The sequence below is a fragment of the Pantoea cypripedii genome (genome assembly GCF_002095535.1).
In the GTDB taxonomy this organism is placed as follows: Bacteria; Pseudomonadota; Gammaproteobacteria; order Enterobacterales; family Enterobacteriaceae; genus Pantoea; species Pantoea cypripedii.
The window spans coordinates 1125483-1147855 of record NZ_MLJI01000002.1; the positions used below are offsets into that span (position 1 = coordinate 1125483).

General features: G+C 51.5%; 16 protein-coding genes and 2 pseudogenes. 14 read left to right on the forward strand and 4 right to left on the reverse strand.

From position 1 onward, the window contains the following. Positions 1-44: 44 nt before the first annotated feature. The 8 genes from HA50_RS26455 to HA50_RS31445 all read left to right on the forward strand — a co-directional run bounded on the left by HA50_RS26455 (position 45) and on the right by HA50_RS31445 (position 9440). A complete protein-coding gene (locus HA50_RS26455) occupies positions 45-431 on the forward strand; it encodes a response regulator (protein WP_084879754.1) in 387 nt (128 codons plus the stop codon). Continuing rightward, complete coding sequence (locus HA50_RS26460) at positions 428-5995, forward strand: ATP-binding sensor histidine kinase (RefSeq protein ID WP_084879755.1); 5568 nt, start codon at positions 428-430, stop codon at positions 5993-5995. Before HA50_RS26455 ends, HA50_RS26460 begins: the two co-directional genes overlap by 4 nt. A gap of 295 nt (positions 5996-6290) precedes the next feature. Continuing rightward, the gene (gene ompC, locus HA50_RS26465; protein ID WP_084879756.1) at positions 6291-7412 is read left to right on the forward strand and encodes a porin OmpC; all 1122 of its coding nucleotides are present in this window, start codon (positions 6291-6293) and stop codon (positions 7410-7412) included. A gap of 86 nt (positions 7413-7498) precedes the next feature. Next, complete coding sequence (locus HA50_RS26470; RefSeq protein WP_084879757.1) at positions 7499-8071, forward strand: helix-turn-helix domain-containing protein; 573 nt, start codon at positions 7499-7501, stop codon at positions 8069-8071. 117 nt (positions 8072-8188) lie between these two features. Further along, positions 8189-8650: a nuclear transport factor 2 family protein gene (locus tag HA50_RS26475; protein ID WP_084879758.1), complete on the forward strand. Its 462-nt coding sequence runs from the start codon at positions 8189-8191 to the stop codon at positions 8648-8650. Between the two features lie 52 nt (positions 8651-8702). Next, positions 8703-9002, forward strand: a complete 300-nt coding sequence (locus tag HA50_RS26480) for a helix-turn-helix domain-containing protein (RefSeq protein ID WP_084879759.1) — start codon at positions 8703-8705, stop codon at positions 9000-9002. A 73-nt stretch (positions 9003-9075) separates the two neighbouring features. Further along, positions 9076-9291: an MFS transporter gene (locus HA50_RS26485; RefSeq protein ID WP_084879760.1), complete on the forward strand. Its 216-nt coding sequence runs from the start codon at positions 9076-9078 to the stop codon at positions 9289-9291. Beyond that, positions 9288-9440, forward strand: a complete 153-nt coding sequence (locus HA50_RS31445) for a hypothetical protein (protein WP_158087447.1) — start codon at positions 9288-9290, stop codon at positions 9438-9440. Before HA50_RS26485 ends, HA50_RS31445 begins: the two co-directional genes overlap by 4 nt. Positions 9441-9522: 82 nt before the next feature. Here HA50_RS31445 and HA50_RS26490 read toward each other — a convergent pair whose 3' ends face one another. Continuing rightward, the gene (locus tag HA50_RS26490; RefSeq protein WP_084879761.1) at positions 9523-10437 is read right to left on the reverse strand and encodes a GGDEF domain-containing protein; all 915 of its coding nucleotides are present in this window, start codon (positions 10435-10437) and stop codon (positions 9523-9525) included. A 409-nt stretch (positions 10438-10846) separates the two neighbouring features. On the opposite strand from HA50_RS26490, the gene HA50_RS26495 reads away from it, so the two are divergent. Continuing rightward, on the forward strand, positions 10847-11962 hold the full coding sequence (locus HA50_RS26495) for an ABC transporter substrate-binding protein (protein WP_084879762.1): 1116 nt from the start codon (positions 10847-10849) through the stop codon (positions 11960-11962). Between the two features lie 41 nt (positions 11963-12003). On the opposite strand, the gene HA50_RS26500 is transcribed toward HA50_RS26495, so the two are convergent. Next, positions 12004-14070, reverse strand: coding sequence for a TonB-dependent receptor family protein (locus tag HA50_RS26500; RefSeq protein ID WP_084879763.1), 2067 nt, complete (start codon positions 14068-14070; stop codon positions 12004-12006). 837 nt (positions 14071-14907) lie between these two features. Between HA50_RS26500 and istA the strand changes: the two are divergent. The 4 genes and pseudogenes from istA to HA50_RS26520 all read left to right on the forward strand — a co-directional run bounded on the left by istA (position 14908) and on the right by HA50_RS26520 (position 18595). Further along, positions 14908-16048 (forward strand): annotated as a pseudogene (istA, locus tag HA50_RS26505) (IS21 family transposase). Then, positions 16048-16843 (forward strand): annotated as a pseudogene (gene istB, locus HA50_RS26510) (IS21-like element helper ATPase IstB). The pseudogenes istA and istB overlap by 1 nt, the downstream one beginning before the upstream one ends. Before the next feature lie 95 nt (positions 16844-16938). Continuing rightward, positions 16939-17865 carry a LysR family transcriptional regulator gene (locus tag HA50_RS26515; protein ID WP_084879764.1) on the forward strand — a complete coding sequence of 309 codons (927 nt, stop codon included), beginning with the start codon at positions 16939-16941 and terminating at the stop codon, positions 17863-17865. A 403-nt stretch (positions 17866-18268) separates the two neighbouring features. Beyond that, positions 18269-18595 (forward strand): hypothetical protein, encoded by a 327-nt coding sequence (locus HA50_RS26520; protein WP_084879765.1) that lies wholly within the window; start codon positions 18269-18271, stop codon positions 18593-18595. A 462-nt stretch (positions 18596-19057) separates the two neighbouring features. On the opposite strand, the gene HA50_RS26525 is transcribed toward HA50_RS26520, so the two are convergent. Next, complete coding sequence (locus HA50_RS26525; protein ID WP_084879766.1) at positions 19058-20431, reverse strand: hypothetical protein; 1374 nt, start codon at positions 20429-20431, stop codon at positions 19058-19060. Positions 20432-20441: 10 nt separating this feature from the next. Then, on the reverse strand, positions 20442-21527 hold the full coding sequence (locus HA50_RS26530) for a hypothetical protein (RefSeq protein WP_084879767.1): 1086 nt from the start codon (positions 21525-21527) through the stop codon (positions 20442-20444). A gap of 385 nt (positions 21528-21912) precedes the next feature. Between HA50_RS26530 and HA50_RS26540 the strand changes: the two genes are divergently transcribed. Then, positions 21913-22350: a hypothetical protein gene (locus HA50_RS26540; protein WP_139811043.1), complete on the forward strand. Its 438-nt coding sequence runs from the start codon at positions 21913-21915 to the stop codon at positions 22348-22350. Positions 22351-22373: the final 23 nt, after the last annotated feature.

A 22373-nucleotide genomic window follows, 5' to 3' on the forward strand; every position in this document is an offset into this window, starting at 1 on the left:
TGAAAATAAAAAGGTTCCTACACTGCGCCATTAAGGAAATTTGCATGCAGCAGTCGCAGCGCATTGTTGTCGTCGATGATGAACGTTCTGTACGCAATGGTCTGACCAATCTGCTCCAGTCTGAAGGTTATCTCACAAAAGCCTTCGGGTCGGCGGAATCTCTTCTTGGTGATGAAGCCACGATGGCAAATGCCGCGCTTTTTATCATTGATGTACAACTGAAAGGCATGGATGGTTTCGAGCTTTTCATCAATCTTACCCGGCGGCTCATCAACCCACCGGGCATTATGATTTCGGGTAACGGCGATGAAAACATGTTGCGCTATGCCATCAACCTGGGCGCGATTGCGTTTTTGTCAAAACCCATTGAAATTGATACGTTGTTTGAACATATCCGTCATGAGTTTTCCTCAAGGGCCGCACGCCAATGAGTATCCATCCGCAGGCGTCAGATGCAGTCGAAAACGATGAAATAACGCTTCCAGCCGAAATCAGCTACAGCACACTGGCACAGGAAGGCAACATCGACTGGCTCCTGTGTCGGCATACTCTCTCGGGTGAGACCTTTGTACTTGCCACCCCAGGCAACGAAGATTCGGTTTTCCAGGTTACGCAGTTACTGAAAAACGAATATTCATTGCGCACCCGGTTAGCAGAGAACTGGTCCCTTAAGCCTCAGCAACAGACGCATTTTCAGGGGCGTTACGCCCTGATTTATAAACCCTTTAACTATCGGACTCTGGCAGATGTTCTGTGCATGCCGCCTGGCAGCATTACTGAATTTCTGAGCCGTGCAGCGATGCTTTGCACGACGCTGAGCATGATGCATCAGCAGGGGCTGGTGCACGGCGATATTAAACCGGCAAACTTCTTTTATACCGACGACAGTACCGTACATCTTGGCGGTTTCGGATTGTCATCGGTAGACAACGGTATCCTTCAGCAACCCAGGTTGTCGGTTGCAGGGGGCACGCTGGCGTATATGTCTCCTGAACATACCTCCCGCTCAGCGCATCCGGTAAGTCGGGTAAGCGATCTGTACAGCCTGGGCATGGTGCTGTATGAACTGCTCACCGGCAAGCTGCCTTATGGTAGTGCGGAAGGTGGGCACGCTGAGTGGGTGCACCATCACATTGCTTCAGAAGCAACACCACCCCATACGCTGCGTCAGGATGTGCCTGTCATTTTGTCTTCGATTATCTTACGGCTGCTGGCTAAATCCCCGGAGTACCGTTATCAGACGGCGGAAGGGGTGCTGGCTGATATTCGTCGTTGCGCATCCACCCTGATGCCAGACGGGATTATTGAGTCCTTTGCGCTGGGAATGCAGGATTCGCAGCCTGCAAATTTATCTCCCGATGCCCTCTGTACCGACCATCCTCAGGCGACTGACATCCTGGCGGCTTTTGATGAGGTCAGCAAAAGCGGTAAACACAGCCTGGTTGCGATCAGTGGCGCGCCGGGGGCCGGTAAATCTTCGCTGATTTCCTCGTCTCTGAAGCTTCTGCGCAGTAAGACAGCCTTGCTGACGGTGGTAAAGGCGGATCAGCATTCGCCGATATTACCTTATGCGGTTTTTACCGCTGCCTTCCGCACGCTGGCTCTGCATGTGCTTGGCCTGCCCACGGAAGAAATGACGCGCTGGAAAGCGCATCTCGTTCGCCTGTTGGGTGATTATACCGGGCTGGCGGTCAATCTGGTGCCGGAGCTGGAGATATTACTTAATCAGAAAGCGGCAGTGCAGACGCATACTCACACGCTGGATACCAAAAATCGCTTTAATCTGGTGGCATGCAACCTGGTTAAAGCATTTACGGCACCCGGACGGCCACTGGTCATGCTGATTGATGACATCCACTGGGCCGATCAGGCCACGCTGCACTTGCTGCAACATCTGTTGAGTTCCAGCGAAGACATTCCTCTGTTGCTGGTTATCTCCTGTCGTGACAATGTCTCATTACCCAGTCCGGCGATAGCCGGAAATCTGAACCGCATACGGGGTTGTGCAGCCCGCATTGTGGATATCACGCCAGAACCCCTGTCAGAAAAAAGCATAGCCACCTGGCTGGCGGGGCTGTTTCATACCCGGAGCGCAGCAACGGCGGATCTTGCGCAGATCATTCATGAAAAAACCGCAGGCAATCCGCTGGCGACGCACGATTTTTTCCGCCAGGCAGTACGAGAGGGACTGATTAGCTACAATGTGCCTTTCAGCTGGTATTGCGATTCACAGGCGCTAAAAAACGCTCATTACACGGCCAACGTTGCGGCCAGCGTATTACAGCATCTGGCAATCCTGCCGCTTCCGACGCGTCATCTGTTGTGCAAATTGGCTTTGCTGGGAAGTTCGGGGGATCTGGACCCGCTGGGCAAAATTCTTGATGTTCCGGTGCCGGATATTGAGCTGACCCTGGTGCCCGCCGTGACAGCAAGGCTGATTTCTCTGAACGATGCGGGATACGCTTTCATGCATGACAGTATGCATGAGGCTGCTCTGAATCTGCAGGGAACGGAAGACCGGGACGCGTTCCATTACGCCGCCGCACGTTACTATATGCACGAGTTCAGCGTCGATCTCTCCAATGCATTACTTTTCCGGGCGGCGCATAACCTGCTTTCTGTCAGGAATCTGGCGCTGTTGCTGCATGATGCAGAGACATTCAGCCAGCTGCTGTTGCAAGCGAGCCGACGGGCGAAAACTACCGGGGATTATGTTTCGGCACTGCGCTATCTACAGACGGCAGGGCTGATCAATGAAAGTGCGGGTATCGCTGAAGGGGGTGAATTTCTGCTCGAAAAAGCCGAGTGCGAATTCCTCAATGGCAATCTGCCGGTGGCGCTGGGGTTAAGTAGCAAAATACTGACCTCTCCCGGGGAGGTAACCGATAAAGCTGAAGCCGCCTGCCTGATCGCCGAAATTCATATGCGTCAGTCGGACAGCAAGCTTGCGCTGGAAACAGCGCTGGCCTGGCTGGCGGTGTTTGGCATCCAGCTTAATCGTTATCCGGACAAAGCAGAGTGCGATGCCGCAAGGGTCCTCCTCAAGGAAGACGTAGGCAAAAATCCGTATTCCCGTTTCCGTTCATTACCGCTGCTTGAATGTAAAAAAACCGAAGCGGTGATGAATCTGATGGCCAGTGCCAGTACCTTTGCCGCCTTCAGCAATCCGCGTCTGCATTTTATGATCCTCTGTCAGCTGCTGCATCTGACCATGGCCCGCGGCCTGAGTGGGGCATCGACTCTGGCGTTATCCTGGTATGGCGTGGTGTGTGGTGATCAGTACGATGAATACAGCCGGGGATTTGCCAGCACGCTTCTGGCCCGGGAGCTGGTTTATAAACATGACTTCATCAGCTTTAAAGCGCGAACCTTACTGCCACTGGATCAGGTCAGCATCTGGACCATGCCCCTGACTTATGCCATTGAGCGAGCCAAAGCGACTTTTGACGTTGCGGTTGAAACAGGGGACCGGACGTCAGCCTGCCTTGCGTTGCGCCATATCATCATGAACTATCTTGCGCGTGGTGATCATCTTGACGGTGTGCATACGTCCATCACGCGCGGGATGCTATTTGTCCGCAAGGCACAGTATCGCGACGTGGAAGTGATTCTGGGCATGCAACTGGATTTTGTCCTGTTCCTGCGCAAGCCACGCGGCACTACCTTTTCAGGCGACAATTTTCTGACACCGGTGCTGGAAGTGGTGCGGCCTGAGCATGCTATCGAGCCAATGTATCTGATGCAGTTCTGGTCCAGGTTATACAAAGGCATGGCGCACTTTTATGCCAATGAATATGCGGCGGCCGAACAATGCTTCCGGGACGCGGCACCTTTCACCGATGTCATTCCCGGCCATGTGCATATGGTCGACTTTCATCTTTACAGCGCCCTGGCAGTGACCATACCGTTAAAGTCAGGGGCCATGGACGATCGGTTGCGTCAGCGACTCAAGCCACATCTCGACAAGATCGTCACCTGGGCGAATGAAAACACGAAAACATTCTCCGACAAGGAAGCACTGCTGCGCGCAGAGTTACTGCGTCTCGAAGGAGAGACGGCGCTGGCAGCGGAAAGGTTTGAAATGGCCATGACGTTGTCACGTGAAGGCCAGTTCCATCATATTCATGGACTGGCCTGCGAGCTGGCCGCGCGTATGGCCTATGCCAGAAACATGTCGTTTGCCGGTGATGCCTATATTAAAGGCGCGATATCAGCGTGGGACAGCTGGGGGGCAGGTGCTAAGGTTCACCAGCTGGAAACGCAGTATCCAGCATTGGGCAGCCACCATACCCAGACCGCACTGAGCACCGTGTCTTTTGAGCAAAGCGCAGTTATCAGCGATCTGCAAAGTATGGTGACCGTGATGCGCGCACTGACAGAAGAGATCAACCTGGATCGCCTGATTCATATCCTGATGATGATGCTGGTTGAGCGCGCCGGGGCGCAGCATTGTATGCTGATACGACTGATTGACGGCACGATACCGGAAATTCAGGCCAGGGCATCCACCACCGCTGAGGGTGTCAAAGTCAAAATTGTGCGTGAACTGCCGGTCGCGACCGACCTGCCGCTTTCGGTGCTCTCTGCGGTGATCCGCACCGGACAGGAAATCCGCACCGGTAAACCCGAGGTGTTCAGCCCGTTCAGTCAGGATAATTATCTCATCGCATCCGGAGCTGCGGTTATGTGCGTGCCGATGTTCAGACAGGCGCAAATGGTGGGGGTGCTGTATCTGGAAAATCGCCTGATGCCGGATGTATTTACTGCCGACCATTCAAGGATTGTTTCGATGCTCGGGGCACAGGCTGCCGTTTCACTTGAGACCGCCCGTTTGTATGCTGAACTGGTGGATGAGAACATCCAGCGCCGCAAAATTGAAAAGCAACTTCGCGCCAGCCAGACCTCACTGATGCTCGGTGAAAAAATCAGTCATACCGGGACCTGGCATTGGCATCTGGAGCCGGACGTTGTTTACATTTCTGATGAATACAAACGCATCATGGGGCTTCCTGAAGAACAGACGATCACCTCTATGGCGGAGTTTCAGAGTCGCGTCCATCCCGATGATATTCTGTGTATCAGAGAGTTGATTGAAGCCAGCGTGCAGCAGGGCGTGGTGATGCAGTCGGAGTTTCGCATCATCCGTGATGACGGCGAATGTCGCTATATCAAAGGTATCGGGGAGCCGAACGAAAGCTGGCCACAGGTCGCCGAGTATTTTGGTACGCTGACGGATATCACCGCTCAACGCCAGTCAGAGGATGCGGTGAGGATCGCCCAGGCGGAACTGGCCCGTGTCGCACGCGCCACCACGGTGGGTCAGCTGACCTCTTCCATCGCCCATGAGCTGAACCAGCCGCTGATGTCGATTGTATCCAATGCGGGTGCCAGCCAGCGCTGGCTGAAGCGTGGCCCGGAGCATCTTGACAACGCCAGCCATGGCCTCGATGAAATCATCCGCGAAGGACGGCGTGCTGGCGATATTATTCGCGGGCTGCAGGCGCTCACCCGTAATCAGGTGGCTGAATTCGCTCCGGCAAAACTGCATCTGATTGCGCGGGATATCATCATTCTGTCGCGTCTTGAGCTGGAGCGCCGGTTCGTCTCTCTGGAACTGGCGCTTGCCGCGCAGAATGATGCGGTTTTTTGTGAGAGTGTTCAGATCCAGCAGGTGTTGCTGAACCTGGTGATTAATGCGATCGAAGCCATGGCGGACAACCCCGGGGCGCGCATTTTGCAGATTTCTTCCTCCCATCCCGCCAGTAACCTCATCCGTATTGAGGTAGCCGATAATGGTTCCGGTCTTTCTGATGAGGTAATCGGCAAGATATTTGATTCCTTTTACACCACCAAAGCGGAAGGAATGGGCATGGGGCTGACCATCAGCAATGAGATTATTAAGCGTCACGGTGGGATATTAAGCGCAGAAAACCGTCAGGGCGGGGGGAGCCGATTCTGGTTCACGCTACCTGTGGAGGGAACTTTTGCACACTGATATCCGATGATAATCATCCGCGCCTGTCAGCATAAAATGAATGAAATAACGCCTTTCATGGATATTTATAAAACAGGCGCTGTTTTTGCGATGGGTTCTCACACCAAAAAGTTTTTCAATTATCCCTTTGTATAACTATCCGTTCGTATACATATCCTTTCGTATAACTACCTTTTCAGGAAACCTCCCCGGATAATCGCCGCATAATTAATTCCAAAGTGTTTCAATGCCACTGGGATGTTTAATATCCAGACTTTTGCTGGTCGATGTTTTAATCCATCCTGAAGGGGAATAAATGAAAGCAAAATATTTGATGCTGATGGCACCTTGCGTCTTTATGACAGGATCTGTGTCCGCTGCCGAGATTTACAATAAAGATGGTAACAAGCTTGATCTCTATGGTCTGGTTTCCGGGCTGCATTACTTCAGTAATGATAAAAGTCAGGATGGCGATCAGTCTTATATGCGCATCGGTTTCAAAGGACAAACGCAAATTTCAGATTTGCTGACCGGCTATGGCCAGTGGCAAAGTCAGTTTAATACCAACCAGGCGGAAAGCGATGGCGACTCGATGTTCACCCGCCTCGGTTTTGCCGGTATTAAAGTGGGCGATTATGGCTCGTTTGATTATGGTCGTAACGTTGGTGTCCTGTATGACGCGCTGAGCCAGACGGATATGGAGCCGGAATTTGATGCGCAAACCTATAACACCGATCAGTTTATGTTTCGTCGTGGTAATAACCTTGCGACTTACCGCAATACCGACTTCTTTGGCTTAGTTGATGGCCTGGACTTTGCCTTACAGTATCAGGGGAAAAACGATGGCGGCGGGGAGCCAGGCGCCCGTGACGTATTACGTCAGAATGGCGATGGTTATGGGATGTCCGTGGCTTACGCTTTCGGCAATGGATTCAAGGCGGTGGGTGCCTTTACCAGTTCGGACCGAACCAACGCGCAAAACGATACCGCGGGCATTATGGGCCGTGGAGACAAGGCAGAAGCCTATTCTGCGTCGCTAAAATATGATGCGCACAATGTGTATCTGGGCGTGATGTATACGCAGGCTTATAACGCCTCACGGTTTGGCAGCAGCTCAGGGGCTGGGGTGTATGGTTATGCCAACCAGTCAGATATTTTTGAAGCCTTCGCCCAATATACTTTTGACTCAGGCTGGGTACCTTTTATTGCCTACAACCAGGCGCGCGCGAAGAATCTGGGGGCGGCGGGTAATGGCAGAACGTATGGCAATCAGGATCTGGTTAAGTTTGTCGATTTTGGCGGCTCTTACCTGTTTAACCAGAATATGCTGGCTTACGTTGATTACAAACTCAATCTGATTGATAAAAGCGACTTCTCTGAAGCAGCTGGGGTATCAACGGATGACATCCTGGCTGTGGGCCTGGTGTATCAATTCTGAGTGAGTTGAAAGATTAAGGAAATTAGCGCAGAGAAATGCCTGCTCTGCGCAATTGAATATCCTTACAGATTCCGGAGCCTTTTATTATGTTGCCGAGTGCTGTCGCTCAATCCACAGTGAAACTTCTGGTGTACCGTCAGAGCGTGAATACACCGCAGACAAAAGTTAATTTGAGTCTGATTCAAAACCGGGTCACATTGAATGTTCTGATTCCATCCGCGCAGGGTGAGGGAAATTCGTTCCGGATAACCGGTGGTGTTTCAGCACAACCAGGGCTACGCGATGGCGTGATGTTCTCGGTTATTCAGGAGATGATTGCATGGATAGACGATCATCTTGATCAGGCGTTATCGGTTGAAAAGATATCTGGCCGAAGCGGGTATTCAGTCTGGCATTTTCAGCGAAAATTCCTGCAATTGACGGGTCTCAATATCTATGAATATGTGCGTATCCGCCGGGTCATCAATGCCTCATTAGCATTAATTTGCAGCAAAAAAAGGATCCTTGAAATTGCTATTGAAAATGGATTCAACTGCCAGGCTTCGTTTACACGCACAGTCAGAGAAGTGACCGGCTTCACTCCAGCGAAAATCAGGCGTGAGTTCACCGATGATAACCCGGCGTGGATAATGATTATTCAAAAGCTGATCAGCCCTTAAGTGCGGGTCAAACACGGAAATAGCTGACAAATCAGACTGAACCGGTATGGTAATGTTTTGGCACCGGTTGGCAACGACGATGCAGTCCGGTTGCAAAATCGCTAAAGGGACAAAATTATGCGCAAGCTTTCTATTGCGGCAACGCTGGCCGCACTTGTCATGTTAACCGGTTGTGCCAAATCGCAGGTTTCCACCCAACCCACGTCTGCCGAAGTAAATCGCCAGGTTGTACTGGCATTTTATGAATTAGGGCTTAACCAGAAAAATGCAGATGCCGCACTGAAGTATGTGGGAAGTGAGTACCGGCAGCATAATCCAAATGCTGAAGATGGACCGGCGGGATTCAGGAAGTTTATTGCATTTCTGAAACAAAAATATCCGCAGTCTCATAGTGAAATCGTCAGCAGCTTTGTTGATGGTAACTATGTCATCCTGCATGTCCACGCAGTCAGAGAGACGGGCACGCGTGGGAATGCCATTGTCGACATTTTCCGACTGGAAAATGGAAAAATTGTTGAGCATTGGGATGTGACCCAGGCGATTCCGGAAAAGACGGTAAGCGGTAACAGTATGTTTTGATTAGTATGCGCTGAGGCGGGGTTTAATGAGCAGAATAAGGGGAGGGTAAAAAATGAGAACGCTTGATGACGCGATTGCCGCACGCTCTCCGGAGAGCCAGGCACGTATTCGTGAAATGGCTGACGAGATGATCCTGGAAACCGGGCTGCAGATGATGCGTGAAGAACTGCAGCTGTCACAGAAAAACGTCGCCGAGGCGATGGGGATCAGCCAACCTGCTATCACGCAGCTGGAGCAGCGCGGTAACGAGCTCAAGATTGTCACGCTTAAGCGTTATATCGAGGCAATGGGTGGAAAGCTCAGCCTTGATGTCGAACTCCCAACTGGGAAACGCGTGGCGTTTCATATCTGATCCCGTGTTTTGATTTACAGCGCAGCTCTTTCTCGGTAACGGATTCGCGCTGGTGCCTGCGCTGCAGTCTCATATGATGAATATCGCGGGTGACGCGCAGACACTGGTTTCTTCACTGACGCATAGCGCATTTAATATTTCCAATGCGCTGGGGGCCGCCTGTGGCGGACTGGCAATTGCTGCGGGTGGCTCCTGGATTTCCACAGGTTGGGTTGGCGTGGTGTTCTCAGCAATAGCGCTGTTGCTCATGTATCTCTTGGTTCACATCACCAGAAGGAGTCAGAAATGACAGATTCAGTCATCGCAGCCGGCCGCGTGGTGGTCAATCCTGAATTAAATTCAGAAATTGTTTTCCTAACATCGATGCAGTGGCGTTTGGTCGCCTGTTTATCTCTAATCCGGATCTGGTCGAGCGCTTACGATATGGTGCTGAGCTAACCATAGCAACGCGCGAAACCTATTATTGGTTAAATCAGTTTCTGGCCTGTTTAGGAATATCCTTATTATTCTTCATTCGCTCTTAACTGATTTCCAGAAATCTCTTTGAAACCGGATAATAGGTTATTTTATTTTTCCCGCTCCGTTTAGATTGATACAAGGCTGAATCAGCTGCGGATAACACGCAGGAGGTGGTTTGCTGCTCCTTCTTTTCTGACACACCGATGCTGACTGTGACTAAGGTGCCTTCGATGGAGATCAGGGATATGGATTTTTTTATTTCTTCAATGATGCCATTCAGATGGTCATCTCCGGTAATGATGACTGAGAATTCTTCTCCACCAGAACGCGCGATAAATGTTTTGTCATCAATGAAATTTTTAAGAATGGCACCAACCTGTCTGAGAACACTGTCTCCCATATCATGACCGTACGAGTCATTGATTTTCTTGAAGTCATCAATGTCCATGATGCAGATGACACCCGCAGTATTTTCAATTTCCTTTAACTTCAGGTTCATATGACGCCTGTTGGGAAGGCCGGTCAGCTCATCTGTCAGAGACAGGCCTACGACGGATTTATACCGTTCGTTGACAAAGTTGATAAAGTTGTTGAACGAATAAATAAAGAGCAGGATGGCCGGTGCATACAGCACAGCAGCGATAAGAGAGGTTGTATCCCTGTCAATGACTTTCAGACCGCCGGCCATAGATGCCAGAGTGGAGTTTAAAAGAAGGAAAAGCCCTATTCTGAACGTGGTGAAATGTCTTTTCTGTAAGTATATTTTGAATGATCTTCTTATAAACCAGGTGAGCAGGAAAATCGTTAGGAGATTAATTATGAAATAAACATTAATATTTGATGTTTTTTCTTTAATGATCGCCAGTAGCACGATTGCTGAGCCGAGGGTAAACGCATAGGAAATTATCATCCTGTACAGCAGGCCTCTGGAGCTCCCAACTTCATGAATCAATTTACTGTGTAACCTGAAGGGCATTTTTCCACCTGAACTAAATCATTTCATCGTTAATTTATAACATGGAAGGCAATTATAAAAGTTAAGGTTTTGCAAATAGGAGTCAAGCATAAAATGCGTTTTTCTTTGGGTGAGGCCGTTTTGAAAAATGACTTTAAGCGATCGCGTTCAGGTAGGTACATAATAGAAGAATAAAATGGAATATTCTCTGAATGTTTTTTTCCAGATTCTCCAGCTGTATTTTAATCAGAGGATTTTTACCATCGTTTTTGTCTCTCAGATACTCTGCAGACAGGTTTATACTCAAGATCGGATATCCTGTTACTCCTCTATTATGGCTTCTCCGGTGTGGCAATCCTCTCTTCAAGATTGGGGGCATGAACGGAATTTAAGATGCCATTAAGAATTTAATGTAAGGAAATAGTTGAAAATGAAAGGGCTGTGGATTGCAGGGGTGAGCGCCTTACTATGCTCGTGGGCAGCCGGGGCACAACCCGTTACCGTTACCGATCTCGCCGGGCGGCACGTCACTGTTAACGTGCCGGCGACGCGGATTATTCTGGCAGACAGTCGCATGCTCTTACCGATGAGCCTGCTGCATCCGGGTAATGGTCTTAAAGGAATCGTCGGCTGGGATGATTCACTCCAGACCCGGGCACCAGATATGGGCCGGTATTTTGCGCACCAGTATCCTGCGCTGCCGTCTATACCGGTTTTCATCAATCCTTACCGCAGCAGTTTTAACGTTGAACAGGCGATGACGCTGAAGCCAGACCTGATTGTTTTCGATACGGGTATTCTGGCGAAACTGAAAAGTGAGGGGACGCTGGCTTTGCTGGAAAAAAGCGGCATTCCGGTTGTGTTTATCGATTTTCGCCAGCAGCCGTTAACCCACACTCCGGTCAGCATGCAGCTGTTGGGGGAGGTAACCGGTGAACAGCAGAATGCCGGACGGTTCATTCAGCGCTGGAGTCAGTTACTGGATCGTACCCGCCAGCGTGTGGCAGCGATCCCCAAAGCAACCTGGCCAGGGGTGGTGTTTGAAAATCATGCCGGTATGACGGGCATGAACTGCTGTGCTGTATTTGGACGTGACAGCTTTGGTGAGTTTATTCCTGAAGCGGGTGGCCGCAATCTGATGGCGGACAAGGTGCCGCCGCAGGGAGCAGATATCAGCCCTGAGCTGCTGATTGTGGCCTGTCCCGATGTGTATCTGATGAGCGGTACCGACTGGAGCCAGCGCGGAGGACCTTCTCAGGCGGTGCCGCTGGGATATGAAGCCACCCGCGCAGATACCTTACCAAAACTGCAGAAACTGATGCAGCGGGAGAGCGTGAGTGTGCTACCCGTAGCAAGAACCAACCGGGTTATGGCGATTTATCATCAGTTCTACGACAGCCCTTTTAACGTTGTGGCGCTGGAAGCGATGGCCAAACTTTTTCATCCCCAGCAGTTCACTGATGTCGATCCCCAGGCCGATTTAGCGTCGCTGTACCACGATTTCACCGGGATCCCTTACAGCGGGCTGTTTTACGTCCAGCCCTGATGCAGCAAGCCCGTTCAACTGAACGGGCTTGCTTTTTGCTATCAGAACTTCAGGCTGACTCCTGCCGTGACAGAACGCCCGGGAGCGGGCTGACGTCCCCATGGGCTGGTATCGATACCGCGGAACCAGTAGTCGCGATTAAAGATATTATTGATGCCAACATAGCCGTTCAGCACGGTGCGGCCAGATTTATACAGATCGCGGCTGACCTGCGCATTCCATACCCAGTAAGACGGCATCTGACCAACAGAGCCTGTGCTGTTCTCCTCAACGGTGTTGGCGGCATCCGCAAACGACTTACTGAAGTAGTAGCTCGACAGGGAGAAGGTGGTCTCACGCCAGTCGTAACTGCCATCCAGCGTTAATTGAGTTCGCGAGGCGTACGGCACCTCTTTACCGCGATTCACACCGTTACGCTGCTCCGCCTGCAGGTAAGCATAGCCCGCATGCAGCTTGAGTCCTTCCACCGCTGCAGGGCTCCAGAAACCTTCCAGCTCAACGCCCTGATGACGGGTGCGACCGATATTCAGATAACTGTCAGACACGCTGTCGTAGGAAATCTGGTCTTTATAATCGATACGATACAGGCCCGCGTGCAGGCTGACGTTCTCGGTTGGCGTGTAACGAACGCCGCTCTCATAATTCCATGCCAGTTCGGAACTGACATCGCCGCCTTTGACGATCTGCGTAACCTGCGCCGGACGCAGGCTTTTCTGCATATCAGCATACAGGAACCACTGCGGGGTAAGCTGGTAGCCAACAGTCAGGCCAGGCAGCCACTGGGTGTCTGGCGCTGAGGTACGCTGGCCGGTTTTCTTGTCCGTGTATTTTTCACTGACGTTTTCATAACGCATGCCAGGCGTAATGGTCAGAGTGTCATTGAACAGTTTGACGGCGTTGCTGATGTAACCGGCCCAGGCTTTATCATCAAAGTCCCAGTCACGCGTCACCGCTGTCGTGCCAGTCGCAAGGGTACGCTGGCGAACCTGGTAATCGATCTTCTCGCTGACAAAGCGACCGCCCACAATCCACTGCTGGTTCACGTTGTCGCCGTTGATGTCCATGCTAATACGTGGCTCAGTTCCCCAGACCTTAAAATTGCGTGGGGAGTTCTGCACAATATCAGCGGGCAATGCCGGGTTGAAGCTCTGTCCGGGGACTTTGCTCATACCGACGTGGAAATCACGATCAGACTCATGGCCGAAGAACATCCAGTTAAACTCGGCGTTATCAATAAAGCCCAGTGACCCTAACTGCTGGTTATAGACCGCACTATAGCGTTTGGTGTGACCGTCGTAGTCATCCCAGGGGCGGGTACTCTGATGGCGGTCGCGTTTGTAATCGGCGGTCGAGAGGGCACCCGCCAGATCTGCGTGTGCATCATAGTACTGGTAGGAAAGATTTAACGTGGTGTCTTCATTGATGTTCCACAGGCCACGCACGCGAAAGTTCTGGACTTTACTGTCGCTGTGCTCGCGGAACGAACTGCCTTTTACCTGGTTTGCTTCTACCTGCAAGCCAAAATCATCGCTGAGCATCCCACCCGTGCGCAGGTAGGTATCCCAGAGGTTGCGTCCTTTGCCATAAAACGTGGCGCGCTGGGAAATTTCATTTTCCCATTTCAACGGGATCGGTTTACTGATCAGGTTGATGACGCCGCCAACGTTGTTAGGGCCGTATTGCACTGCGGCACCACCGCGAACCACATCAATGCGATCGATGGTCGAGAAGGTCACCGGGAACAGTGACATTCCTTCCTGACCGTAGGGGGCTAACGCCAGAGGGATGCCATCTTCGAGAATCTGCGCACGGCCGCTTCGGCTGTCATATAAACCACGCACCGCTATCTGTGGCAGGACGCCGGTGCCGGTTTCATCCTGTATCTTGACGCCGGGCACGCGCTGTAATGCGTCGTCAAGGGTACGGTTACCGCCTTTGGTTAATTGATCGTTACTGATCACGGTGCGGCTACCTGCCCAGGTTTTAACTTCTTCGGCGCGGGAATCGCCCAGTACGTTTCCCGAAACCGTTAATGTCTGTTCTGCTGCGTAACTGAACTTACCGGCCAGAATCATGGCCATTGCTGCGGCAATCTTTGTGCGTCTCATCTTCAACCCTGAATATTAATGTAAGTATATCGTAATGATTCTGATAAACATTATCATTATCAAACGCGTCTTAACATTCCTGGGATGAACGTAAATCTATGTCAAGAAGAGAAATTCACAGCTTTTGCTGGATAAAGGCAGCCTGCGAAGGGTTCCAGAAATTACAGGAAGTCAGAAAGGAAGCAGGGTGCAGGGACATGGAATGATGACGAACATCTGATGTTCAAAATTTATGAAATTCATGTTCTACTTTTTTGAATTAGCAGCCTTATTTTCCCTTTGTTGCCCATAAAAGCCGGATTCAATCGTGCCAAATGTGTTACCCACCGATAAGCATGCCATAGTATGAACAGACATCTTTCGCTCAAGTGCACATGAATGACTCAGAAAGGTGCTATTAGCAGATTGAACGGGTAACAGAGATAATTGATTAAGGGAATAGAATGTAGACCTAGCTAGCTAGCAATAATAATAGCGCGAACTCTCTGTGTCTTTTTAATGATGAAAAAGCATCTGACGGTAAAAATTATTTTTTAATGGGAAGCGCGATACCAGTACATAATTAGATGACATTCTTATCTCCGAAAGGATATCTGATTAGGGATTGGGGTCGGAAGAAATTTATCAATCTGTGACAGGGATGGAATTGTTAAATGTGTAATATAAAATTTGCATCACAGTGAATTGGGCGTTTTCTTAAATGAATTTTCGTGTTATGTCTGTGTGGAAAAAAGGTTGTTAGCGCCAGTGATATAAGACGGTAATTCACCATTAGCATTGTCCGCTCCACCCAACATGTTGTTTCCTTAAGGTTCTCACACCAGAAAGGACATCAACATGCAGAGCAGAGAGGACTTTTACATGATAAAGCAAATGCGCCAGCAGGGTGCGTACATTGTCGATATTGCGACTCAGGTGGGTTGCTCTGAACGGACTGTCAGACGCTATCTCAAATACCCTGAACCGCCAGCCAGAAAGACCCGCCACAAAATGGTTAAGCTGAAACCATTTATGGATTACATCGACATGCGCCTGGCAGAGAATGTCTGGAATAGCGAGGTTATCCTCGCAGAGATAAAGGCAATGGGCTATATGGGCGGGCGTTCCATGCTGCGTTACTACATCCAGCCCAAACGTAAAATGCGGACATCAAAAAGAACGGTCCGCTTTGAAACCCAGCCAGGGTATCAGCTCCAGCACGACTGGGGCGAAGTCGAGGTGGAGGTTGCCGGGCAGCGGTGCAAAGTTAACTTCGCGGTTAATACGCTGGGGTTCTCCCGCCGCTTCCATGTCTTCGCCGCGCCAAAACAGGATGCTGAGCACACCTACGAGTCACTGGTTCGCGCCTTCCGCTACTTCGGTGGCAGTGTGAAAACGGTGCTGGTTGATAACCAGAAAGCCGCGGTGCTGAAGAATAACAACGGGAAAGTGGTGTTCAACTCCGGGTTCCTGTTGCTGGCCGACCACTATGACTTCCTGCCCCGGGCCTGCCGTCCGCGCAGGGCCAGAACCAAAGGCAAAGTTCTTCGTCCGGTACCGCAGGTTCGACAGCGTCACCCATGTAAACCAGCAACTGGAGCAGTGGATGGCTGATGTTGCTGATCAACGGGAGCTTCGCCAGTTCAGACAAACACCAGAGCAGCGCTTCGCGCTGGAACAGGAGCATCTGCAGCCGTTGCCGGATACGGACTTCGATACCAGCTACTTCGATATCCGCCATGTGTCCTGGGACAGCTATATCGAGGTTGGCGGCAATCGTTACAGTGTTCCCGAAACGCTGTGTGGTCAGCCGGTCTCGATACGAATATCGCTGGATGATGAGTTGCGGATCTACAGTAATGAGCTACAGGTGGCATCACACCGCCTCTGTTCAGCATCATCAGGCTGGCAGACAGTGCCGGAACATCATGCCCCGCTCTGGCAACAGGTCAGCATGGTGGAGCATCGTCCACTGAGTGCGTATGAGGAGTTGCTGTAATGCATGAACTTGAAGCACTGCTGAGCCGCCTGAAAATGGAGCTGAGCTATCACGTTGAAAGCCTGCTGGAGCAGGCGGCTAAAAAAGAGCTGAACTACCGGGAGTTCCTGTGTATGGCGCTGCAGCAGGAATGGAACGGCAGGCATCAGCGTGGCATGGAGTCCCGGCTGAAACAGGCTCGTCTGCCGTGGGTCAAAACGCTGGAGCAGTTCGACTTTACCTTCCAGCCGGGCATCGATCGTAAAGTTGTCCGGGAGCTGGCCGGTCTGGCGTTCGTGGAACGCAGCGAAAACGTGATCCTGCTGGGACCTCCAGGCGTCGGAAAAACCCATCTGGCCGTTGCTCTCGGCGTGAAAGCGGCGGATGCAGGGCATCGGGTACTGTTCATGCCACTGGACAGGCTGATCGCAACGCTGATGAAAGCGAAACAGGAAAACCGACTGGAGCGTCAGCTACAGCAACTGAGTTATGCCCGGGTACTGATCCTGGATGAAATAGGCTATCTGCCAGTGACCAGAGAGGAAGCCAGCCTGTTCTTCCGGCTACTGAACCGTCGATATGAAAAAGCGAGCATTATCCTGACGTCAAACAAAGACTTCGCAGACTGGGGAGAGATGTTCGGAGATAACGTACTGGCAACGGCGATCCTGGATCGGCTGCTGCATCACTCAACCACGCTGAATATAAAAAGGAGAAAGTTACCGGTTAAAGGAGAAACGCAAAGCTGGAGTGCTGACCAAAAACGCAACGCCAATCAGTGACGATGAAATGGTGAAAAGCGGACAGCATCAGTAACGAAAGTATCTGGCGGGCATGAAAATGGCAAATAACGGTCAAAGATCGTGGCGTTGAAAAGGTAGAATAAAATTTTGACTGGCAGGATGGAGTCTATGGCTATTGCAGGGCACCTAATCAGCAACAATCTTCCCAGCGTCAAACAGCTTCAGTGTTTTCTTGCCGTGGCGCATGAGCTGAACTTTCGCAGAGCGGCCGAACGGCTCAGAATGACCCAGCCTCCGCTAACCCGTCAGATCAAGTGTCTGGAAGCCGTTCTTGATCAGCAGCTGTTCAGCCGCAATACACATGATGTTAGTCTGACAGAAGCAGGCCGCTTGCTGGTAATAAAAGCAGAGAAGCTCCTTCAGGTGCTCAGTGAACTGAAAACAGATTCACTTTCATCAGAAAAGAGCCTGCGCATCGGGCTTACCGGGACCCTCAATTTTGAACTGATCGAACCCGTTAACAGGCTGCTGGGTACGCTGGAGGCTGGTGACGATGTTGAAACACCGTATCTGACGTCTGCACAACTGCTTCGGAGCCTGTCGAAAAACACGTTTGACCTCGTGCTTACCGGGGAAAAGGGTATCGGCCATGAAGACATCGTTCAGTATCGCTGGGTCTGCCGCGAGCCTCTGCTGATGGCAATGCCGGCCATGCACCCTGCAAGCCTTAAAGATAAAGTATCGCTGGAAGACGTCAGTGACTTACCGCTCTTCTGGTTTGCAAGAAGCGCCAACCCGTCATTCTATGACAAATGTGAAAGCTATTTTGATTTGCTTAACTTCCCCCTTAAAAAGGTTAAAGAGCCGGATGACTCACTCGTCATGCTCACCCACATAGCGCGGGGAAAGGGATTTGCCCTGATGCCTCAGTCAAAATGTACGTTTAATCTGGAGGGGCTGTGCTACCGCGAGCTGGCAGACCGGGAATCTCAGAAGCTAAATATAGATATCTACGCCGCAACCCGCCTCAATGAAAAGCGGGAGGCCGTCCTGAATGCTCAGGAAGTGTTATGTAATAACGGTTTTTCTTATTGAAGAATGTGTTGCTGCATGCCCCTTTTCAAAGACAGCCTCCGCCCTCTTGGCTGAGATTTTTCAAGTGCTTACTGCCACCACCACCTGTCAGAGGGCCGGCTCCGGTTAGAGGCCCCCATTATCTACATAGCGACTGTATTTTTCGTTTGTCTTTTTTCATTTTAGCTGGTTAGCTTTGAGGATTAATGCCTGATTCATGCTGCTCCACGCCCTTACTCTCTTTTCTGCTTTCTGTTTTTGTTGTATTTAGCACATATCGTGCTTGTTAAATCTGAGAGATCCGGAAAAAGGTAGAGTCGGAAATACGCCTCCGACTGACGGAACACGACTGGTGGTGACATTTTTGAATTGATTGCTTTAATCTTCCGGTTAAACCATAACTTTCTGGGCTGGCAGTTTATTTATGAGAATACAGGTTAGGGAGTTTGCGTCGGATAAGAACCCCCTGCGCTATCTGGTCAGCGTTGATAAGCCGGGAGGACTACAGAGTGAGTACGTTGTCGAATTCAAGGGAGGAGCTGTTCTTGTCCCCTATCTGGACAGTTACTACACCGAGGCAGAACTGAGCGAGAACACCTTGATGGTGGATTTTTTTGATATTCAGGCTCTCTATTCAATCAGTGGCCTTCAGAAATTTGAACGGTACACCGATATGCATTACGACGAGGAAGAGCTTGAAAGACTTTTTGTTGAGGGCATCGCTGTAGCCATTTTAGATCTAGCTAGCTAGAGCAACCATCGTGTTCGCCGCTCCCTATAAGGAGACGCTGGCGCGCTACTACCATCGACTGTTGAAGAAATATGCGGCTAATGTAAACTATACATATAGAGAAGACATTCGAGAGGAGGTAAATTTTATGTACTCGAAACCGACAAACGGTAAAGTTACGCGTCTTACTCCGCGTCTGCTTACCTCTCAGGAAATGTCACGCAATCAGTCAATTCATGAGGCTCTGAGGGCAGAGCTCGTTACCGAACTGAAGCAGACAGGTACGCTTGGTCGCAAGGGACGTATAGTCACGACTTCTGAGTCAAGACTGAAAGCACGATTAGTCCGTTCCTAAGCAGTCCAGCATATTAACCACTGAGACCAGTATTAAGCTGGTCTCAGTCTAAAAAAGTCCTGCGCTGCCCCAGTCAACGTATATCTTTCCCGGTACATTCTTAAATTACTGAGAATGGCCTGAGGCGCTCATCTTTTCAGGGACTTGCTGTCTAAGCTGCGAAACAGAAACCAGGAAGGGTGGCGGGTGATTTCCCTGTGATTACGGTACGCCCCCTGGGTTGCCTGGAGAAGACTGATCGCACCGGTGGCCAGTGTGGAAACTGCCGGGGCTCCCGTGTACCCCAGAACGGCAGGTAAGGTGAGCAGGGCTGTATCCAGCATGCTCTGCCGTTTCCAGGCGCTCAGTTTCTGTCGCAGATCCTCCAGTCCCTCATCGGCAATACGCTCCCGGAAACGCAGCTGCAGCAGGCGGATTGCATCGGCACCGGACGCCTGCTCCATTTCCAGAGCCGCGTCGCGCAACGAGCGTCTGAACGCAGTCACACTCGGCTCGTAATCTGTGCGGATCCGGAAGATGTCCCCGAGCGACAGGTTCTGCAGAAACGGAATGTCAACCTCCAGCATCCGGCGAGAGAGTCGCCCCGGCGCATCAAGCTTCGCCAGTATTTTTCCCTGAAGCGGACATCGTGTGACCAGTGATGCGCCAGTCTGTGCTGACTGGCTGAGATCGGTCAGAAGGCCACGGTAATGAAAATAGATGCTCCGGTTCATGGCCCCGCGCACCCATCTGTCATACCCTTTACGGCTTTCGTGTTTCCCGCCGGTGATCCTTACTGTGAACGTTCCGTCTTCATTTACCTGGATCGGCTGTAGCTCCTGGTAAATATAGGCATTTGTGAATGGACTGAGGCAGTCCCGCAGTTCCAGCATAATTTCACCCGGCAGGGTTTTACCTGATACAAAACGATAATGCCCTTCGTCGCTGACCCGCCTTATGCCCCGTACGGTGAGACTGCGCTCGTAGAGCTGAACCACTGCCGGAGGCATCACACCGTTAAGGAAATGCCGATCGGGATTATCCTGCAGGAGCTGCATCCTGCGCTGCTGATCCTGCCTTGCTGATTCACAGGGCGTGAAGGCAATAAACCCGGCCCGGATCAGCAGAAAATTATCCTTAGCAAAACGGATGAACTGTGCCACGCCGGTCTTGATATCTGCCAGTCTGTCGGTATCACGCTTCTGTACCAGAAGGTCAGTGGCGGAGGCCATCTCCACGCTGTCCAGCCGTAACGCCGCCTCTTCCAAGGCATCGGTCAGTATAATGCGTTCGGCAGACAGTAATCCCGGGCGGTACAGTGCCAACTGATCGTGGCGGGCGATCCACAGGCTGAGTGGCGACGCTTCCGGGGCATGCCACTCACCCCGAAGCACTTTAACCGCCTGAAGATAATTCTCCAGGGCACCCCGTAGCGCATCCTCATTCAGCGCAGCATAATCGGCTGACAGAAGCCTTTCATCCCAGAGAATGCTTTCCGTCAGGGCTGGCAGGTTATTGTACATATGTGTCTCCTCACAGATCCCCGTACAGGGCGCGAAGCTCTGCCAATACCGGTGCCGTGTCAGGCGTGGCCACCACCGTCAATAGAGCCGCCTCCAGCTGCAGGTATTCGTCCAGCGTCATGGCGATGTGGGTTCCGTCCAGACCCAGTATCACACTTTCCCCTTCGCCACGGGGGATATACAGCGACACCAGGCTGTCCCGGGCGTTCCACTCGTGCGTGGCTCCCAGCCACGCACGGGCCTGCATATAGCGAACCAGCGCACTGAACACGTCCCAGCCCAGAGCGAGTGACACCCGGCCGGCGCTCACGAACAGGCTGAATGCCGGTGCCTGCCACGCGGTACCTGGCAGTTGCGGATAGCGGTTGCCCCGGACCTGCAGATGCAGACAGATGTCCGACACCGTTGCCGTCCGGCTGAGATCATCCGTCACCAATCCGGTTGCTGCCGCCCACCCTTGCATCGTGTTCTGGTCCAGGTTCTGCGCCCGAATGACCAGCGGGAAGATGAGTTTCAGTCGTGCCGGCGTGCAGATCCGCGACAGCACTTCATCCGGAAAGGCCGCGAGGTTCAGCGCGCCGGAAGAGAGGGGGCGCAGCAGGAATTCAGCCCAGCCCGAGTCCACGTTATGCGGCATGGCCGCCATGAACCTTTCCGTCTCTTCCCGGTAGTTCTGCCCGGTGAGATCAAAGGCCCGGTTGATGTAGGGCGTGTCCACGGCAATTCCGTTTTCCGAGGCGTGAACCAGCGCCCCGAAGGTGATGTTCAGCAGCGCCTCCATGACCGGCCAGCTCATGAACGCACTGCCGGTCTGGCAGGCGGCATGTGCCCGGGTAAACAGCCAGCGCAGCTCTGCGGTTTTCAGGGACTGACGCCCGAAGGTTTCTCCCCGGATCACCTTCCGGTAGAGTGACTCCAGTGTTCCACCGGGATCGGCCTGCAGGGCAAAATAGGCGTCATCGGGTGAGGTGGTCCTGAGCGCGCCATCGAGGAGTTTTTCGGTCAGGGCGTTTACCGAGGTGTCTTCCGCAGAGGCGCGGGACTTGAGACCCTCAATCAGTTTTTTCGGGAACCGTAATGTCAGCTGGCTAAGCATGATGCTGTTTTCTCGCAGATGGTAATTATTATGAATAAGAATGCATCAATAAAAATAATTTTGCACTCAAATATTATAATGACATGATGTCATTATTAAGTGACGAATGTGCCGTTTCCCTTTTCTCCGCACTGAAGATCCGAAAACTCCCGGTTCCGGATCTTCTTCAGATGCACCGGCGCGCAGCGGCGCAGAAACACAATATGTGCCACGCTGTCAGATGTATATTCTTCAACATGTTGTGTTTATCCCTCGCTCCGTGACCGCACGCCCACCACCGGAAAAGGGCGCTTTGCTTATTCCGTGTGCGTGGTACACTTCCGGAAACTGTGAAATAACAGAAAAACCGGATCAATCCGTGACCGGCTTCCGGTAATTTAATTCTGTGGCTATACCCATGCTTATTATCAGGTGGGTGATTATCACTAAGTGCGATAATGCGAAAGGAAAGGATGGCGTCAGGGGGCTAATGATTTCAGAGCGGGACTATTTAACTGCACACATTGATATTCTATTGGGAGATAAAGTGGAAGCGGACGAACTAATTGATGTCCTGATTGCAGACGAATATACCCACGCGTGGATTTACTGGGCAGATCTTCCAACAGACGATGATGATACCTGGATGACAGAACGGCTGATTCTGGATGCAGATGGAAACATCATTGCTCGCCAGATTTGTCCGCCATTATGTTATGGCTGGTCTCAAGTAACCTGGTCGCTGAGGCCCCCCTTATTCCCGATACCCAACAACGTCATGGAGCTCGATCTTAATGACAGAGACGAAGCCATCAGTACGGTTTTGTTTTTCGGGAACATATGAAAACGGGTGGCGGGATTTCTCAT

Bases quoted from the DNA above. Each gene is read 5' to 3' on its own strand.
- HA50_RS26455 (WP_084879754.1), top strand. From the start codon at position 45: ATGCAGCAGTCGCAGCGCATTGTTGTCGTCGATGATGAACGTTCTGTA.
- HA50_RS26460 (WP_084879755.1), top strand. From the start codon at position 428: ATGAGTATCCATCCGCAGGCGTCAGATGCAGTCGAAAACGATGAAATA.
- ompC (WP_084879756.1), top strand. From the start codon at position 6,291: ATGAAAGCAAAATATTTGATGCTGATGGCACCTTGCGTCTTTATGACA.
- HA50_RS26470 (WP_084879757.1), top strand. From the start codon at position 7,499: ATGTTGCCGAGTGCTGTCGCTCAATCCACAGTGAAACTTCTGGTGTAC.
- HA50_RS26475 (WP_084879758.1), top strand. From the start codon at position 8,189: ATGCGCAAGCTTTCTATTGCGGCAACGCTGGCCGCACTTGTCATGTTA.
- HA50_RS26480 (WP_084879759.1), top strand. From the start codon at position 8,703: ATGAGAACGCTTGATGACGCGATTGCCGCACGCTCTCCGGAGAGCCAG.
- HA50_RS26485 (WP_084879760.1), top strand. From the start codon at position 9,076: ATGATGAATATCGCGGGTGACGCGCAGACACTGGTTTCTTCACTGACG.
- HA50_RS31445 (WP_158087447.1), top strand. From the start codon at position 9,288: ATGACAGATTCAGTCATCGCAGCCGGCCGCGTGGTGGTCAATCCTGAA.
- HA50_RS26490 (WP_084879761.1), bottom strand. From the start codon at position 10,437: ATGCCCTTCAGGTTACACAGTAAATTGATTCATGAAGTTGGGAGCTCC.
- HA50_RS26495 (WP_084879762.1), top strand. From the start codon at position 10,847: ATGAAAGGGCTGTGGATTGCAGGGGTGAGCGCCTTACTATGCTCGTGG.
- HA50_RS26500 (WP_084879763.1), bottom strand. From the start codon at position 14,070: ATGAGACGCACAAAGATTGCCGCAGCAATGGCCATGATTCTGGCCGGT.
- HA50_RS26515 (WP_084879764.1), top strand. From the start codon at position 16,939: ATGGCTATTGCAGGGCACCTAATCAGCAACAATCTTCCCAGCGTCAAA.
- HA50_RS26520 (WP_084879765.1), top strand. From the start codon at position 18,269: ATGAGAATACAGGTTAGGGAGTTTGCGTCGGATAAGAACCCCCTGCGC.
- HA50_RS26525 (WP_084879766.1), bottom strand. From the start codon at position 20,431: ATGTACAATAACCTGCCAGCCCTGACGGAAAGCATTCTCTGGGATGAA.
- HA50_RS26530 (WP_084879767.1), bottom strand. From the start codon at position 21,527: ATGCTTAGCCAGCTGACATTACGGTTCCCGAAAAAACTGATTGAGGGT.